13 protein-coding genes are annotated in these 15,820 nt (G+C 69.6%); 11 read left to right on the forward strand and 2 right to left on the reverse strand.

Translation table 11 applies throughout. From position 1 onward, the window contains the following. Position 1 precedes the first annotated feature (1 nt). Entirely contained in the window at positions 2-445 is a 444-nt protein-coding gene (locus E0H50_RS23005) for a sigma factor-like helix-turn-helix DNA-binding protein (RefSeq protein WP_131291852.1), read from the forward strand. Further along, positions 442-1,680 (forward strand): hypothetical protein, encoded by a 1,239-nt coding sequence (locus E0H50_RS23010; protein WP_131291854.1) that lies wholly within the window; start codon positions 442-444, stop codon positions 1,678-1,680. The genes E0H50_RS23005 and E0H50_RS23010 overlap by 4 nt, the downstream gene beginning before the upstream one ends. On the opposite strand, the gene E0H50_RS23015 is transcribed toward E0H50_RS23010, so the two are convergent. Beyond that, complete coding sequence (locus E0H50_RS23015) at positions 1,669-2,202, reverse strand: TetR/AcrR family transcriptional regulator (protein ID WP_238151153.1); 534 nt, start codon at positions 2,200-2,202, stop codon at positions 1,669-1,671. The two genes, E0H50_RS23010 and E0H50_RS23015, sit on opposite strands and share 12 nt — an antisense overlap. Before the next feature lie 346 nt (positions 2,203-2,548). On the opposite strand from E0H50_RS23015, the gene E0H50_RS23020 reads away from it, so the two are divergent. The 4 genes from E0H50_RS23020 (at position 2,549) to E0H50_RS23035 (ending at position 7,636) form a co-directional block, all read left to right on the forward strand. After that, positions 2,549-3,895: an ammonium transporter gene (locus E0H50_RS23020; protein ID WP_202868280.1), complete on the forward strand. Its 1,347-nt coding sequence runs from the start codon at positions 2,549-2,551 to the stop codon at positions 3,893-3,895. Continuing rightward, positions 3,892-4,230 (forward strand): P-II family nitrogen regulator, encoded by a 339-nt coding sequence (locus E0H50_RS23025; protein ID WP_131291858.1) that lies wholly within the window; start codon positions 3,892-3,894, stop codon positions 4,228-4,230. The genes E0H50_RS23020 and E0H50_RS23025 overlap by 4 nt, the downstream gene beginning before the upstream one ends. After that, positions 4,231-6,489, forward strand: a complete 2,259-nt coding sequence (locus tag E0H50_RS23030) for a [protein-PII] uridylyltransferase (protein WP_131291860.1) — start codon at positions 4,231-4,233, stop codon at positions 6,487-6,489. Positions 6,490-6,586: 97 nt separating this feature from the next. Beyond that, positions 6,587-7,636, forward strand: a complete 1,050-nt coding sequence (locus E0H50_RS23035) for a DUF2332 domain-containing protein (RefSeq protein WP_131291862.1) — start codon at positions 6,587-6,589, stop codon at positions 7,634-7,636. 1 nt (position 7,637) lies between these two features. On the opposite strand, the gene E0H50_RS23040 is transcribed toward E0H50_RS23035, so the two are convergent. Further along, the gene (locus E0H50_RS23040; protein ID WP_131291864.1) at positions 7,638-8,522 is read right to left on the reverse strand and encodes an arginase family protein; all 885 of its coding nucleotides are present in this window, start codon (positions 8,520-8,522) and stop codon (positions 7,638-7,640) included. A gap of 140 nt (positions 8,523-8,662) precedes the next feature. On the opposite strand from E0H50_RS23040, the gene ffh reads away from it, so the two are divergent. From ffh to E0H50_RS23065, 5 genes are all read left to right on the forward strand, one after another. Further along, positions 8,663-10,222 carry a signal recognition particle protein gene (gene ffh / locus E0H50_RS23045; protein WP_131291866.1) on the forward strand — a complete coding sequence of 520 codons (1,560 nt, stop codon included), beginning with the start codon at positions 8,663-8,665 and terminating at the stop codon, positions 10,220-10,222. Between the two features lie 199 nt (positions 10,223-10,421). After that, positions 10,422-11,783 (forward strand): lytic transglycosylase domain-containing protein, encoded by a 1,362-nt coding sequence (locus tag E0H50_RS23050; RefSeq protein WP_131291868.1) that lies wholly within the window; start codon positions 10,422-10,424, stop codon positions 11,781-11,783. Between the two features lie 261 nt (positions 11,784-12,044). Then, positions 12,045-13,235: a lytic transglycosylase domain-containing protein gene (locus E0H50_RS23055; protein ID WP_238151154.1), complete on the forward strand. Its 1,191-nt coding sequence runs from the start codon at positions 12,045-12,047 to the stop codon at positions 13,233-13,235. A gap of 18 nt (positions 13,236-13,253) precedes the next feature. Beyond that, positions 13,254-14,342: an amidohydrolase family protein gene (locus E0H50_RS23060; RefSeq protein WP_131291872.1), complete on the forward strand. Its 1,089-nt coding sequence runs from the start codon at positions 13,254-13,256 to the stop codon at positions 14,340-14,342. Between the two features lie 109 nt (positions 14,343-14,451). After that, on the forward strand, positions 14,452-15,792 hold the full coding sequence (locus tag E0H50_RS23065) for an N-acetylmuramoyl-L-alanine amidase (protein WP_131291874.1): 1,341 nt from the start codon (positions 14,452-14,454) through the stop codon (positions 15,790-15,792). Positions 15,793-15,820: the final 28 nt, after the last annotated feature.

Here is a 15,820-nt window from a genome sequence, read left to right on the forward strand (position 1 = left end):
GATGCACGACACGGTCGACCCGGACTTCGCCTCGTTCGTCGATGCGCGGCAGGGCAGATGGCTCCGTACGGCGTACCTCGTGTACGGCGACCTGCACCGAGCCGAAGAGCTACTGCTGCGCGCCTTCACGCAGCTGTCCGTGCGCTGGACCCGGGTGGACGACCCGGACGCCTTCGTTCAGCGGTTGCTCTACCAGCCGGCCATGCGGCCGTGGAACCGGGCGAAACCGTTTCCGGACGAGGACGACCAGGTGAAGCGTGCACTGGCCGAGCTGACGCCTGCACAACGCACGGTGTTCGTGCTGCTGCACCTGGAGGAGCTGACCGAGTTCGAGGTGTCCGAGCTGCTCGGCCTCTCGCACACAGCCGTCCACGCTCACGGCATGAGCGCCTTCGGCCGGTTCCGTAGCGCGCTGGGCGCGGGCGACTGGCGTGATGCCCGATGAGACGGGAAGACGTCCAGCCCCTGCTGGTCCAAGCCGCCGACCGGCTGCCGGAGCCCGATCTGGCAGACGCAGCGTGGGCAGCCGGTGTGCAATCAAGCCGCCGTCGGCGTCGGCTCGTCGTACTCGGCGTGATCGCCTTCATCGTGGGGGCGATCATCGCCTCGATCCTGATCGAGGTCGGTACGTCGGGCAACGCCGACATCACACCCCCGCCGAATCCGCCCGGGTACGTCGAGGCCTCCGGCAAGATCAGCGGGATCGACTTCTGGGTCGCGCCACCGCCCGGGAGCGAACGCTTCCTCGACCGGCTCGAGACGCCGCTCGGCGATCGGCTCGAGCTACCGGACAAGGTGCGTCCGCTGGCGAAGCACACCCTGGACAGCGTCGCGGCCGTCGTTCTGGTGAAGCAGGGCGACCGCTACGCACCGGTGCTGCTCGGCGAGGACGGGTCGTGGGCTCAGGCCGACATCGGCCTGGTCCCGGTCGGCGGCGAGTCGCCGCTCAGCGCGGGAGCGGTCTCTCCGTACGGCCGGATCGTCGCGTTCCCTCAGCCGGGTGAGCTGATCACGGTGAATGCGACGACGGCCGAGATCTCGCACTTCCCCCTGCCTGGCGGCCGTGAGTTCCGCAGCGTGTCCTGGGTGCAGGACGAGCAGCGCGTGCTGGTCAGCGGGTCAGGTGCCGCGTACCAGGTGGTCGTCGGAGAAGGCGGTGACGGAGAGCAGGCGGTGGTCCAGGTCTCCGCTACGAACGATCCGGACGAGGCCACGTCGCCGTACCGGATCCAGACCGGCTCCGTCATGCGGTACCTGTTCAACGGCCGGTGGATGGAGAACAGTCCGCTCACCCTGCCGGTCCGGTCGTGGCAGGGCCAGACGATGTCGTCGAACACCGCCGCGGCGCGCGTCTTCATCGCGGAGAACCTCCCGGAGGTCCCGACGAGGGTTTCGCAGCCTCAGGTGGTGGCAGCGATCTCCACACTGCGGACGCTGCCCAGCCGGCTGCTGGTGCTCGGGGAGCCACAGGACAATCCCCCGACCTTCGAGGGGGCGGGGGATCGTCCGTTCGTGCGTGAGGCAGGCTGCTGCGTCGTACTCGGCTGGTACGACGACAGCAACGTGCTGTTCCGGGTCCACGGCTGGGTCTTGGCCTGGAACCTCGAGACCGGACGGGTCCGGCGCGTCACCGAGATGCGCGTGGACCAGGTGGCTCTGGGCCCCGGACTACGGCTCTGAGACAGGCACCTCGAGTACTGCGCGCAGTGTGACGTCGGCCAGGCGATCGGCGTCTTCGGGCGGCGGCATCGGCTGTCCGGTCAGGGCTCGGATCACGAACACCCCGGCCATCCACTCGACCATCAGCACCGGGTCCGCGGTGCTCTTGATCGGTTCGCCACGCGCCCGCGCGCGTTCGAGTGCTTGCCGGGTGAGCTCGATCCGGCGCTCGAGAACACCTCGATAGATCGCGGCGGACCGCTCGTCGCGGTTCGCCTCCGAGACCGCCAGGCGGATCATCGCCCGGCCGTACTCGCTGTTCGCGAACGCCAGCGCGACGCGGTAGACCTGGCGCAGGTCACCCGCGATCGAACCGGTGTCCGCGTCCGGTATCTCCAGATCGAACAAATCGGCCATCGCGTCGTTGGCGAGCAGCTCCTTGCTGGCCCACCGCCGGTAGATCGTCGCCTTGCCGACCCCCGCGGCCTCGGCGACGTCGTCCACCGTCATTCCTTCGAATCCCCGCTCCAGCAGCAACTGCACGGCGTACCTGCGGATCCTTGGCTCCGCTTCCGGGTCCCGTGGTCTGCCGCGGCGCGGCCTCACCCCGTGGTTCGGCTCCATTTCGTCGTTCCCCAGCTCGGACGGGTGCAGTGGCGCGGCTGCGGGCCCGTGTGGTCCAGGCCAGAGTGCCACAAGTCGGCCTTCGGTGAGTCATGTCACCTCGATGTCACCTGGGAGCCCGCTTTGTCACATGCCTGAAACAAACGGACCGATCGGCTGAAACGGCGCGCCGACACCGTGTGCGGTGTGGCCGAGCGGCGGGCTCCCCGGCGTTGTGGAGACCTCCCGACTGAGGACGCCGGTCACCCCCAGTTCGATGGAAGGGATGACGTTGATGGAGATCAACGCCGGCGATACCGCCTGGGTTCTGGCCAGTGCCGCCCTGGTGATGCTGATGACCCCGGGCCTGGCTTTCTTCTACGGCGGTATGGTGCGCGTGAAGAGCGTGCTGAACATGATGATGATGAGTTTCGTCACCATCGCCGTCGTCACCATCCTCTGGGTGGTGGTCGGCTACTCGCTGACATTCGCCGGTGACAACGGGCACGTGATCGGAGACTTCTCCGAAGTCGGGCTGAAGGGCCTGCTCGCACCCGAGGCGGTGAGCGGGACGACGCCCACGCTCGCTTTCGTCGCCTTCCAGCTGATGTTCGCGATCATCACCCCCGCGCTGATCTCGGGCGCGATCGCCGACCGGGCCACGTTCCGCGGCTGGATCGCGTTCGTGGTCGGCTGGACCTGCCTGGTCTACTTCCCGGTCGCGCACTCCGTCTGGTTCCTCGACGACGGCAACGGCGGCTGGATCGGCGACAAGCTGAAGGCGATCGACTTCGCCGGCGGTACGGCGGTGCACGTGAACGCCGGTGCTGCCGCGCTCGCACTGGCGATCGTGCTCGGCAAGCGGATCGGCTGGAAGAAGGACCCGATGCGGCCGCACAGCCTGCCGCTGGTGCTGCTCGGCGCCGGGCTGCTGTGGTTCGGCTGGTTCGGTTTCAACGCCGGCTCCGCGCTGAGTGCCGGCACCACCGCAGCTGTCACCTTCGTGAACACCCAGGTCGCCACCGCTGCCGCGGTGATCGGCTGGCTGATCGTCGAGCGGCTCACGCACGGTAAGGCCACCACGCTGGGCCTGGCGTCCGGTGCGGTCGCCGGTCTGGTCGCGATCACCCCGTCCTGTGGTGCTGTCACCCCGGTCGGCGCGATCATCCTCGGCCTGTTCGCCGGTGCCATCTGCGCCTTCGCGGTGTCGCTGAAGTACAAGCTCGGCTTCGACGACTCGCTCGACGTGGTCGGCGTCCACCTGGTCGGCGGTCTGTTCGGCTCGCTGGCGATCGGTCTGCTCGGCTCGGAGGCGGCGCCGTCCGCGGTCAACGGCCTCTTCTACGGCGGTGGAGTGTCCCAGCTCGGCAAGCAGGCGCTGGCGAACGTGGTGGTCGCTCTCTACTCCTTCACGATCGCGTTCATCCTCGGCAAGCTGATCGACAAGACCATCGGCTTCCGGCTCAAGGAGGACGACGAGGTCACCGGTGTCGACCAGGTCGAGCACGCGGAGACGGCGTACGACTACCTCAGCTCGTCCGGTCTGCGCGGCGCGCTGTCGGCCCGTCCGGCCCCGGCCGAGACGGAGAATGGCACCACTGAGGCCTCGGAGAAGGAAGGTGTCAAGGCATGAAGCTGATCACCGCGGTGGTCAAGCCGCACAAGCTCGACGACGTCCGGGCCGCGCTGGAGACGTTCGGCGTCACCGGCATGACGGTCACCGAGGCGAGCGGCTACGGCCGGCAGAAGGGCCACACCGAGGTCTATCGTGGCGCGGAGTACGAGGTGGACCTGGTGCCGAAGGTGCGGCTCGAGGTGGTCGTCGAGGACGGTGACAGCGCGGACGTGGTCGACGTCATCGTGAAGGCCGCCCAGACCGGCAAGATCGGCGACGGCAAGGTCTGGGTCACCCCGGTCGAGACGATCGTCCGGGTCCGCACCGGTGAACTCGACGGAGACGCACTCTAGATGGTTGATCGAGCAGAGCAGCGGCGCGGTCGTGCCGAAGAGGCCGACGCGCTGCTGCAGCTGCTGCTCGCAAAGGCTTGTGACGCCCTCGGTGTACCTACCGAGGGCGTCGCCCTGGTTGCGGTGGGCGGCTACGGGCGTGAGGAGCTGTCGCCGTACAGCGACCTCGACGTGATGCTCGTGCACGCCGAGGGGTACCCGCGGATCGACGAGCTGGCGGCCCAGATCTGGTACCCGCTGTGGGACTCGAGGACCAAGCTCGACCACAGCGTCCGCACGCTGGCCGAGGCGCGACAGGCCGCGGCGGACGACGACCGCGTGGCCCTGGGGCTGCTGGACGCGCGGCATGTCGCCGGCGACTCACACCTGACCCTGCAACTGCGGTCGGTGCTGATGGCCGACTGGCGACGTACGGCGCGGTCCCGGATGCCCGGACTGGCGCAGGCGTGCCGTGACCGGGCATCCACGGTCGGAGAGCTCGCGCACCTCGCTGAGCCCGACCTGAAGGAGGCGTACGGCGGTCTGCGCGATGCCGTCGTACTGCGGGCCTTGGTGGCGTCGTGGTTGGTCGACGTGCCGCACCCTGTGCTGGAGCGGGCTCGGCGGGACCTGCTCGAGGTCCGTGACGCACTGCACGAGGTGGCTGGTCGCGCGACCGACAGGCTCGTTGCCGACGTGGCCGGTGAAGTGGCGGCTGGGCTCGGGATGTCGGGACGGGACGAGCTGCTGCGGCACGTGTACGCGACGGGCCGGACGCTCGCGCACGTATGTGACGTGTCCTGGCGGCGCGTCGAGAGCTTGATGACCAAGCCCCCGCGGTCGAGGCGTCGTCAGCGGAGCGGTGGGCCGTTGCTGCTCGCACTGGACGAGGGTGTCGGCCAGCACGAGGGCGAGGTCGTGCTGATGCCGGACGCGCGTCCGGAGCGCGACCCGGTGCTCGGACTGCGCGCTGCGGCAGTTGCTGCCGACCGTGAGCTCGTGCTGTCGCCTGCTGTCTGCGCACGGCTGGCGGCGTCGGCCGCGGACCTGCCAGAGCCGTGGCCGGGGGAGGCGCGACGGCTGCTGTGCGCTCTGCTCGGTGCGGGCAACGGACTGCTCGAGGTGTGGGAGGCGCTGGATCAGGCCGGGTACATCTCCCGGATCCTGCCCGAGTGGGACGCCGTACGGTTCCGGCCGCCGCAGTCGGCGATCCACCGGTTCACCGTGGACAGGCACCTGCTGGAGACCTGCGTCGAAGCGTCCGCGATGGTGCGCGACGTACGCCGACCTGACCTGTTGCTGGTCGCTGCTCTGCTGCACGACCTGGGCAAGGCGCTCGACGGCGACCACAGCGTCACCGGAGCGGCCATCGCGGCCCGGGTGGCCCGTCGCATCGGCTTCAGCGAGGCCGACGCCGACACCATCACTCTGCTGGTTCGTCAGCACCTCATGCTCGCGCAGGTCGCCACACGGCGAGACCTGGAAGACCCGATGACCGTGGACATGGTCGCCGGCATCGTGCGCAGCACCGAGACCCTGGACCTCCTGGAGGCCCTGACGTACGCCGACGCGCGGGCAGCCGGTCCGGCCGCGTCGTCGCCGTGGCGGATGCGGCTGGTGGGTGAGCTGTGCCGGCGCGTGCGTGGTGAGCTAGCCGGTGGTGGCGAGAGCATGTGGACCGAGGCGCCGCCGGTTGCGGTGCCCGTGCTGCACCAGGTGGTTGGCGTGGGGCGGCTGGGCGTCACCGTGTCCGACCACCACGGCGACCTGCGAGTGAACGTCGCCGTACCCGATCAAGTGGGGACGCTGTCGACCGTTGCCGCCGTACTCGCGGTGGAGCGGCTCGCGGTCCGGTCCGCGGTCATCACGTCCGTGGACGGGCTGGGCATCTCGCAGTGGACCGTAGCGGGATCGCCTCCCGATCCGGTGCGCTTGCGGGACCGGCTCGCGGTGGCGCTGCGTGACTCGGCCGACGTCGTACGGCGGCTTGCCGCGCGGGACTCGTCGCGCGCTCGGGTCGCGAGTCGCGTCGACCTGTTGCCGGACGCGTCGGAGACAGCCACGGTGCTGCAGGTGCGTGCCCACGACCGTCCGGGCCTGCTGTACGACGTCACAGCGGCGATCGCCGCGACTGGTGCGGACATCCGCTCAGCACACGTCAGCACACTCGGTGCGGAATGTGTGGACGTCTTCTACCTCACCGACAGCCACGGTGCGCCTCTCGAGTCCGAGGACGCGCGGACGACCGCAAAGTCAGTCCTGGATCGCCTGACCTTCTGAGGGGGTGTCTGGTGGTTTCACGCCTACTGCGGGGCACTCGGCACGGCATCTCCTCGCGACGGCGTGAAACCACCAGACACCCCCTAATCTCGGCTACGTGGATGTTGTAGAGGCTCTTCAGCGACAAGCGACCGCCTGCGAGGACCTGGGGTCCCCGATGTACGCCGAAGTGCTCCGGCTGCTCGTGGACGACTACGAGGTCGGCGGGGTGTCGGTCGAAGTACTGGCCGGATACGACGGTCGTTCGTTCGGCGAGGCGATCGGTCTGCGGTTGCTGGCCGCGGTGCACAGCATGGTGCTGTCCGGTACGGCGCCTGAGCTGGCGGCGTTCTACCCGAGCGTCGGCGGGACGTGGGACCCCGTGCTCGGCTGGGAGGCGTTCGAGCAGGTCCTGCGGTCGCGGCTGGGAGAGGTGCGGTCGTTGCTGACGCAGCCGCCGCAGACGAACGAGGTAGGGCGGTCGGCTGCGCTGTACGGCGGCCTGCTGCACCTGGTCGCAGCGGTGCCGCTGCCGGTGCGGCTGTTCGAGATCGGTGCCAGCGGCGGTCTGAACCTGCGCGCCGACCAGTATCGGTACCTGACGGACGGGGCGTCGTACGGCCCAGCTGACAGTCCTGTGGTGTTCGACTCGGCCTGGTCCGGGCAGGTGCCGTCGGTGGACCTACGGATCGCCGAGCGGGTGGGGTGCGACATCGCCCCGGTGAACCCGCTCACGACGGACGGTGCGCTCACACTGACGTCGTACGTGTGGCCCGACATGTCTGATCGCCTGGAGCGGCTCCGCGGTGCGTTGAAGGTCGCGCGGGACGTGCCGGCCGACGTACGACGGGAGGACGCCGTCTCGTTCCTGAACGCGCTGGAGCTGTCGGAAGGGCACGTCACCGTCGTCTGGCACTCGATCATGTGGCAGTACCTCCGCCGGACCGACCGCTCCGCGATCGAGGCGCGCCTGCAGGAACTCGGCGGGCAGGCCACCGAGTCCGCACCGCTGGCCCACCTGCGGCTCGAACCGCACCAGGTGATCACGCACGACCGCGGTGCGACCGGCTGGGAGTACCGCGTCGACCTCCAAACCTGGCCGGACGGAAAACGCCGGGTACTCGGCCGTGCCGCACCTCACGGCCAAGAGCTGGTCTGGGAGGCCTAGCTCAGCTGAGCGCAGCGACCAGTGTGTCGGTGAGTTCTGCGGCGTAAGTGCCGTCGGGGTCGAGGTCGGGATCGAAGATGCCGATGTCGATCCCAACGCACTTCGGCGACGCCAGCAGCGGCCGGAGCAGTGCCCGCAGTTGGTCGTGGTCGATGCCGCCCGGGTCCGGACTGTCGACGGCGGGCATGATCGCCGCGTCGAGGATGTCCACGTCCAGATGTACCCAGAACCCGTCCAGCTCGGCCAGGTGCTCCAGGGTTCCTCGGGCGGCCGCGCTCGGATCGGCAGCGATCCTCGAGGCCGGCCAGACCGGGACGCCGGCCTTCTCGACGTCGCCGACGTACTCGTCGTCCGCGCGGATCCCGAGCAGTACCGCGTCGGTGTCCCGCGTGTACGGCCCGAGCCCTTCGAGATCGGTCAGGTCCGCCTGGCCCCGGCCGGTGACCAGCGCCAACGCCTCACCGCCGGCGGCCCCGACGTACGGCGAGTTGTCGACGGTCCGGAAGTCCGAGTGCCCGTCGAGGTACACCACGCCGTACCGCCCGCGCCGCTTCAACGCCAACGCCGGCCCGAGCAGGTTGCTGCACTCGCCACCGAGGAGCACCACGAACTTGTTCTCGCCGATCAGCGCCTCCAGCCGATCCGCCAGCTTGACCGTGTACGACGCCATTGCCCCGGCGTTGAACACTCCGTCGCCCGGCTGCCATCCGGCCCGGTCGTACCGAGGCGGCGTCACGTACCCGCCGTCCGCGGCGCCGATCCGCCGAACCAGGCCCTGGTCCCGCAGCGCCCCGGCCAGCTTGTAGCACCCCGGCACCGTCCCCTCCGCCGGCGGCCGTAACCCCAGATTGGACGGTCCGTCCACCACCACGAGGTCCTTCTCCATCGGCCCCTCCTAACCTCTCAACGATCGCCGATCGGTTAGATCCTTTCGGCCCCCGCGGACTCTGTCAACCGGGCGCGAGGGTATCTGGGCGGCCGGTAGACTCGGGGAGTTCATCGCTTCGAGGAAACGGACTGTTTCTCGTGTTCGACACGCTTTCCGACCGGCTCTCCACCGCGTTCAAGAACCTGCGGGGCAAGGGCAAGCTGACCGACGCCGACATCGACGCGACCGCCCGGGAGATCCGGGTCGCGTTGCTGGAGGCCGATGTCGCGCTGCCCGTCGTGCGGGAGTTCATCGCGGCGGTCAAGGAACGCGCCTCCGGGGCCGAGGTGCGCGGCGGGCTGAACCCGGCGCAGCAGGTCATCAAGATCGTCAACGAGGAACTGGTCAACATCCTCGGTGGCGAGACCCGCGAGCTGCGGATGGCGAAGCGGCCGCCGACGGTGATCATGCTCGCCGGTCTGCAGGGTGCGGGTAAGACCACCCTGGCCGGAAAGCTCGCCAAGTGGCTGAAGGAGACCAAGCACCAGACCCCGATGCTGGTCGCCGCGGACCTCCAGCGGCCGAACGCGGTCACCCAGCTGCAGGTGGTCGGCGAGCGCGCCGGCGTACCGGTGTACGCGCCGGAGCCCGGCAACGGTGTCGGCGACCCGGTCGACGTCGCCCGCAAGGCGATGGACGAGGCTCGCACCAAGCAGCACAGCGTCGTCATCGTCGACACCGCCGGCCGGCTGGGTGTCGACGAAGAGCTGATGAAGCAGGCCGCGGACATCCGTGACGCGGTCAGCCCGGACGAGATCCTGTTCGTCGTCGACGCGATGATCGGTCAGGACGCGGTCACCACCGCGCAGGCCTTCCTGGACGGCGTCGGGTTCGACGGTGTCGTGCTGTCCAAGCTCGACGGTGACGCCCGGGGTGGTGCCGCGCTCTCGATCGCGCAGGTCACCGGCCGCCAGGTGATGTTCGCCAGCAACGGCGAGAAGCTCGAGGACTTCGACGTCTTCCACCCCGACCGGATGGCGTCCCGCATCCTCGGCATGGGCGACGTGCTGAGCCTGATCGAGTCCGCCGAGCGCACCTTCGACGCGGAGGAGGCCGCCAAGACCGCGGCCAAGCTGCAGAAGAAGGGCGGCAAGGACTTCACGCTGGACGACTTCCTCGCCCAGATGCAGTCGGTCCGGAAGATGGGCCCGCTGACCAAGATCTTCGGCATGCTGCCGGGCGCGAACCAGTTCAAGGACCAGCTGGAGAACTTCGACGAGCGCGAGATCGACCGGATCGAGGCGGTCATCCACTCGATGACCCCGGCCGAGCGGAACGACCCGAACATCATCAACGGCTCCCGTCGGGCCCGGATCGCGAAGGGTTCCGGGACCGAGGTGGCGACCGTCAGCGGGCTGGTCGAGCGGTTCTTCGAGGCCCGCAAGATGATGTCCGCGATGGCGTCCGGCAAGGGGATGCCGGGAATGCCCGGGATGCCGGGTATGCCGGGGATGGGCGGCGGCGGCCGGAAGGCCAAGCAGCAGCAACAGAAAAAGGGCAAGAAGCGCGGCTCCGGCAACCCCGCCAAGCGGGCGAACCAGGGCAATCAGCAGCCGCAGGCCCCGCAGCCGGGACAGCTGCCAGCGGCGTTCGGCGGGCAGAACGGCGGCGACTTCGAGCTGCCGGACGACCTGAAGAAGATGCTCGGCGGCAACTGACCCCTTCCCGAAAGGGCAGATCAGCTGTTTGGTGGGTAGGGGTGAACTCTGGGCGGCCGGTGCCTGAACACGGCGGGCGGTGCCCGGTGACGGTGGCGGGCGGCGCACCGTGATCGGTTGTCGACGACCCGGTGACGGCTAAGATCGTCCCTACGCCCGAGAGACACACCACCTGCGGAATGCGTCGAGGACGGTTCGGATGAGGCAGCAGTTCAAGAACCTGGACACGTGGCGGGGAAAGCTGACCGCCACCTGGGTCTGCCTGGCTCCGCCCACCGCCATGGTCGCCGTGTTCGTGGTCGGCGGCGTCACCTCGAACACGTTCGTCGTCGACGCGCACGCGCTGGCCGCCCCGCGGCAGGACGCGGTGTTCGACGACCTGGCCGACGACGTGCCGAACCAGCCCGGTGTCGACGGCAGCCTGCCGACCCAGGAGAAGTCCACGGTCCAGGTCCCGATCACCGGGACGACGGACGGCACCGTGCAGCCGATCCCCGGCGCGTTCGGGGACGTCTCGGGCATCCCGGGCACCGTGCTGGCGGCGTACCAGAAGGCGGCGCGGGATCTCGCGATGTCGATGCCGGGCTGCCACATCACGTGGCCGCTGCTGGCCGGGATCGGGAAGGTCGAGTCCGGGCACGCCAGCGGCGGCAAGGTGGACGGATCAGGCAACACCCGCGGCAAGATCCTCGGCCCGGTCCTCGACGGCAGCCCCGGGATGGCGGCGATCGCCGACACCGACCAGGGGCTGTACGACGGGAGCGCGACCTGGGACCGCGCCGTCGGGCCGATGCAGTTCATCCCGGGCACCTGGAACGCGTTCGGTGCCGATGGCAACGGGGACGGGCTCAAGGACCCGCACAACGTGTTCGACGCGTCGCGGGCGGCCGCTGACTACCTGTGCTCCGGCGGCGCGAACCTGTCCGACCCGCAGGGCCTGGTGCAGGCGGTGCTGCGTTACAACCACTCGATGGACTACGTGTCGACGGTCCTGCGGTGGATGCAGACGTACAGCAAGGACGGCGTGACGATCCCGGACCAGCCGGGGACCATCGACACCCCGGACGACGACGGCAACAACGGCGACCGGGACGAGATCCGTACGACGACGTCGCCGGCGACCACCGCGCCGACGAGTGCGCCCACGACGGCCCCGACCACGGTGCCCACCACCGCGCCGACGTCGGTGCCGACGAGCGCCGCCACCACGCCCCGCCCGGGCGTGACCAGCACGTCGCAGCCGACGTCGCCGAAGCCGTCGGACGGCCCCAGCTCGACGACGTGGCCGACCCGCCCGCCGATCAGCCCGACGCCGACCAACACGCAGAACACTCCGACCACCACGCCGACGACGCCCACGACCACGCCGACGACGCCGACCACGTCGCCGACGGGTGAGCCGACGAGCGACCCGACCTGCACGCCGACGACGACGCCCAGCACGACGCCGACGAGCAGCCCGACGGTGACCCCGACGCCGGAGCCGTGCGGCACGACCGCCCCGGAGTCGAACTCGAGCGAGACCGCGGCCAGCCCGAGCGACGCCCCGACGACCAACTGAACCGCCGACCGCTGCGCGAGCTGCGCCTTGGGGCGATTGGTGTTCGGGTGGCTACGGTCGGTAGGGTGAGGTAGCGGCGATCGTTACCTCGGTGCCGGTTTTCCGAGGGGTTTCTGGGCGGCGTAACTTTGCGTCGTCTTGATGTAACTTTCTGGCGCTTGGTTCGTTGAGTGGGCTATGCGCCTAACCCGTAGTGGTAACCGTCGGGTCAAAATCATCATCGCTTCATTGTGTACGGCCCCGCTCCTGGTCGGGGCCATCGTGACCGTCGCCTCGGGCGGAGCCGGTGCCTCCGGACCGCTCACGGCAGGCAGCCCGGTCGCCCCATCGCCTGGGGCCGGGCTGAACAGCGGTGAGTTCGACGAACTGACGATGATCGTGCCGCAGCGTCCCGGAGTGGACGGCCGGCTCGGATCCGATAAACCCGCTCGCGACGACGTCCCCGTGCAGGGGGCCACCGACGGCCGGTCGGTGGTGCGTCCCGGGCGTCCGGGTGCCGTGAACGGCATCCCGCGCGGGGTGTTCCCCGCCTACCGCCGCGCCACCGCGAATCTCGCGGTCGTGCGGCCGAACTGTGGGCTGACCTGGCCGTTGCTGGCCGGTATCGGCAAGGTCGAGTCCGATCACGCGAGCGCCGGCCGCGTCGACGTGGCCGGCACCACCCGCGGCCGGATCCTCGGCCCGGTGCTGAACGGCCGGCACGGCAACGGCCGGATCACCGACTCCGACAAGGGCAAGTACGACGCGGACTCGACCTGGGACCGCGCCGTCGGCCCGATGCAGATCATCCCGCAGGTCTGGGACGAGTACGGCGCCGACGGCAACGGCGACGGCTTCCGCAACCCGAACAACGTGTACGACGCGGTCACCACCGTCGCCGTGGTGCTGTGCTCCGAAGGGGACGACCTGCGCAGCCCGCGCGACCTGGTCGCCGCCCTGCTCCGCTACCAGCACTCCAAGGACTTCGTCGCCACCGTGCTGAAGTGGATGCGCGTCTACAGCAAGAACGCGGTTCTCGTGCCGAACGCGAAGGGCAACATCGCGAGCGCCAAGTCGAACGGCAACGCCGATCGCCGGGTCGACCCGCGGCAGGTCCCGGACGTGCCGGACGACACCAAGACGCCGACGCCGACCCCGACGGCGGTGCCGACCACGCTGCCGACCGCCGTGCCGCCTTCCACGACGCTGCCGACGCCGACGCTTCCGAGGCCGGTGGACACGCCGACCAGGACGCCCACCAGGACGCCGACGTCGACCCCGACGAAGACTCCCACCAAGACGCCGACGAAGACGCCTACCAAGACGCCGACGCCGACCCCGACTCCTACCCCCACACCGACGCCGACCCCGACGCCCACTCCGACCCCGACGGACACCCCGTCCGGATCACCGTGCGCCGGTAACGAGACCACCACCCCGACCTGCACACCGGGCGGCGGCTCCCACGGGTAGACCCGATACCGTCGCTCCATGAGCGATGTACTGAGGCTGGCCGGCACCGTTTTGCCGGCCGGTGAGCAGCAGGAGCTTCACCTCAGCGGTGGGCTGGTCGTCGACCGGCCCACCGCTGCTGATGTGACGACCGTGCACACCGGCGGCTGGATCGTGCCGGGTCTGGTCGATGCGCACTGCCACATCGGCCTCGACCAGCACGGCGGTGTCGACGAGGAGACCCAGGAGCAGCAGGCGATCGCCGACCGCGAGGCCGGTGCGCTGCTGGTCCGCGACGCCGGTTCGCCGGTCGACACCCGCTGGATCGACGACCGCGCGGACCTGCCGAAGATCATCCGCGCCGGCCGGCACATCGCCCGCTCGAAGCGGTACATCCGGAACTACGGCTGGGAGATCGAGCCCGACGAGCTGGTCGCGTACGTCGAGCAGGAGGCCCGTCGCGGTGATGGCTGGGTGAAGCTCGTCGGCGACTGGATCGACCGCGACGCGGGCGATCTGACCCCGTGCTGGCCGGCCGAGGCGCTGAACGCCGCGATCGCCCGCGCCCACGAGCTCGGCGCCCGCGTGACCGCGCACGTCTTCGGCGAGCACGCCCTCCCGGACCTGCTGGCCGCGGGCATCGACTGCCTCGAGCACGGCACCGGTATCGAGCCCAGCCTGCTCAGCGAGATGGCCGAGCGGCAGGTGGCCGTCGTACCGACCCTGATCCAGCTGGAGAACTTCCCGCAGTACGCCGACCAGGCCGCGGCCAAGTTCCCGGTCTACGCGGCCCACATGCGCGACCTGTACGAGCGCCGCCTGCACCGGCTACGGGACGCGTTCGAGGCCGGCGTACCCGTGTACGCCGGGACCGACGCGGGCGGTGTCCTCGGACACGGACTGGTCGCGCAGGAGGTCCAGGCGCTCACCGAGATCGGCATGTCGGGGGAGCAGGCCCTGGCCGCCGGATCGTGGGCGGCCCGCGCCTGGCTCGGCGCGCCCAGCGAGCTGCGGCCCGGCGATCCGGCCGACCTGGTCGTGTACGACGAGGATCCGCGGGCGAACCCCGCCGTACTGACGCACCCGCGGTTGATCGCGCTGCGGGGAAATGTGGTCTTCTCCCGGTAACGGGAAGAAATTCACTCAAACACTGGAGTTAGCGGAAGATCTTCCCTTAGCGTGGCTCTCGGGACCGCCGACGCCCCTCGGCGGACCAGATACGGGAAGGAACCGCCCCATGTCCCGAGTACCCAAGCTGGCCACGGCGCTGGCCACAGGATTGGCCGTCGGTGCACTCGCGCTGACCGCCTTACCGAGCAACGCCGCCGAGCCGGCGCAGCCCACCGGTCAACCCGACCTCGCGGCCGCGTTCACGACAGCGTCCGCGAAGTACGACGTACCGCGCGAAGTGCTGGTCGGCGTCGGTTTCGCCGAGACGCACCTCGACGGCCACAACGGCACGCCGAGCCAGGCGAACGGTTACGGCGTGATGCACCTGGCCAGCAACAACGTGAACAAGACGATGACCGAGGCAAGCAAGCTCACCGGGCTACCGGTCGCGAAGCTCTCCAAGGACGACACGTCGAACATCCTCGGCGCAGCTGCCGTACTGGACGCGTACGCCGACCAGGCCGGCCTGACGAACCGCTCCGACGTCGGCAAGTGGTACGGCGTGATTGCGAAGTACTCGCACTCGGCCGACGCCCCGACCGCGCGGCTGTACACCGACGAGGTCTATCGCGTGATCGCCCGCGGAGTCCAGACCGCTGGGGTCTCGACCGAGCCGAAGCAGGTGACGCCGGATCGCGGCGCCTACGCGAAGGCCGCACCACTCGGGACCGCTGCCGTCGACTACCCGGGCGCGATCTGGAACCCGGCCAGCACCAGCAACTACCGGGTCGGCCGGACCGCGGCGATCACCACGATCGTGATCCACGTGACCCAGGGCTCGTACGCCGGCACCATCAGCTGGTTCAAGAACCCGTCCGCACAGGTCAGCGCGCACTACGTGGTCCGCTCCAGCGACGGCGAGGTCACCCAGATGGTGGCCGAGAAGGACACCGCCTGGCACGTCCGGACCGAGAACCCGTACACGATCGGCATCGAGCACGAAGGCTTCGTCGACCAGCCGTCCTGGTTCACCGACGCGATGTACCGCTCGTCCGCGGCGCTGACCCGCAACATCGCCGACCGGCGCGGCATCCCGAAGGACCGGGCCCACATCAAGGGTCACAGCGAGATGCCGAACAACGACCACACCGACCCGGGACCGAACTGGAACTGGGACTACTACATGCAACTGGTCAACGGCGGCGACCCGAACCCGCCGGAGTACAACTTCACCACCTGGGGCAGCGGTGTGAACGTCCGCTCGGCGCCGAAGCTGTCCGCGTCGGTCGTGACCACGCTGCCCGGCCCGACCCGGGTGTTCGTCGAGTGCCAGGTCCAGGGCGACACGGTGACCGCCGGGGGCTACACCAACAACTGGTGGGCCAAGCTGCGCGACCAGCACGGGTACATGACCAACATCTACATCGACGACCCGAACCAGAAGCTCCCGGGCGTACCGGACTGCTAGAGGAGGAAAGGTAGAGCCTGCTGTACCG

Origin of the sequence: Kribbella sindirgiensis (genome assembly GCF_004331435.1) — a bacterium.
Taxonomy (GTDB): Bacteria; Actinomycetota; Actinomycetes; order Propionibacteriales; family Kribbellaceae; genus Kribbella; species Kribbella sindirgiensis.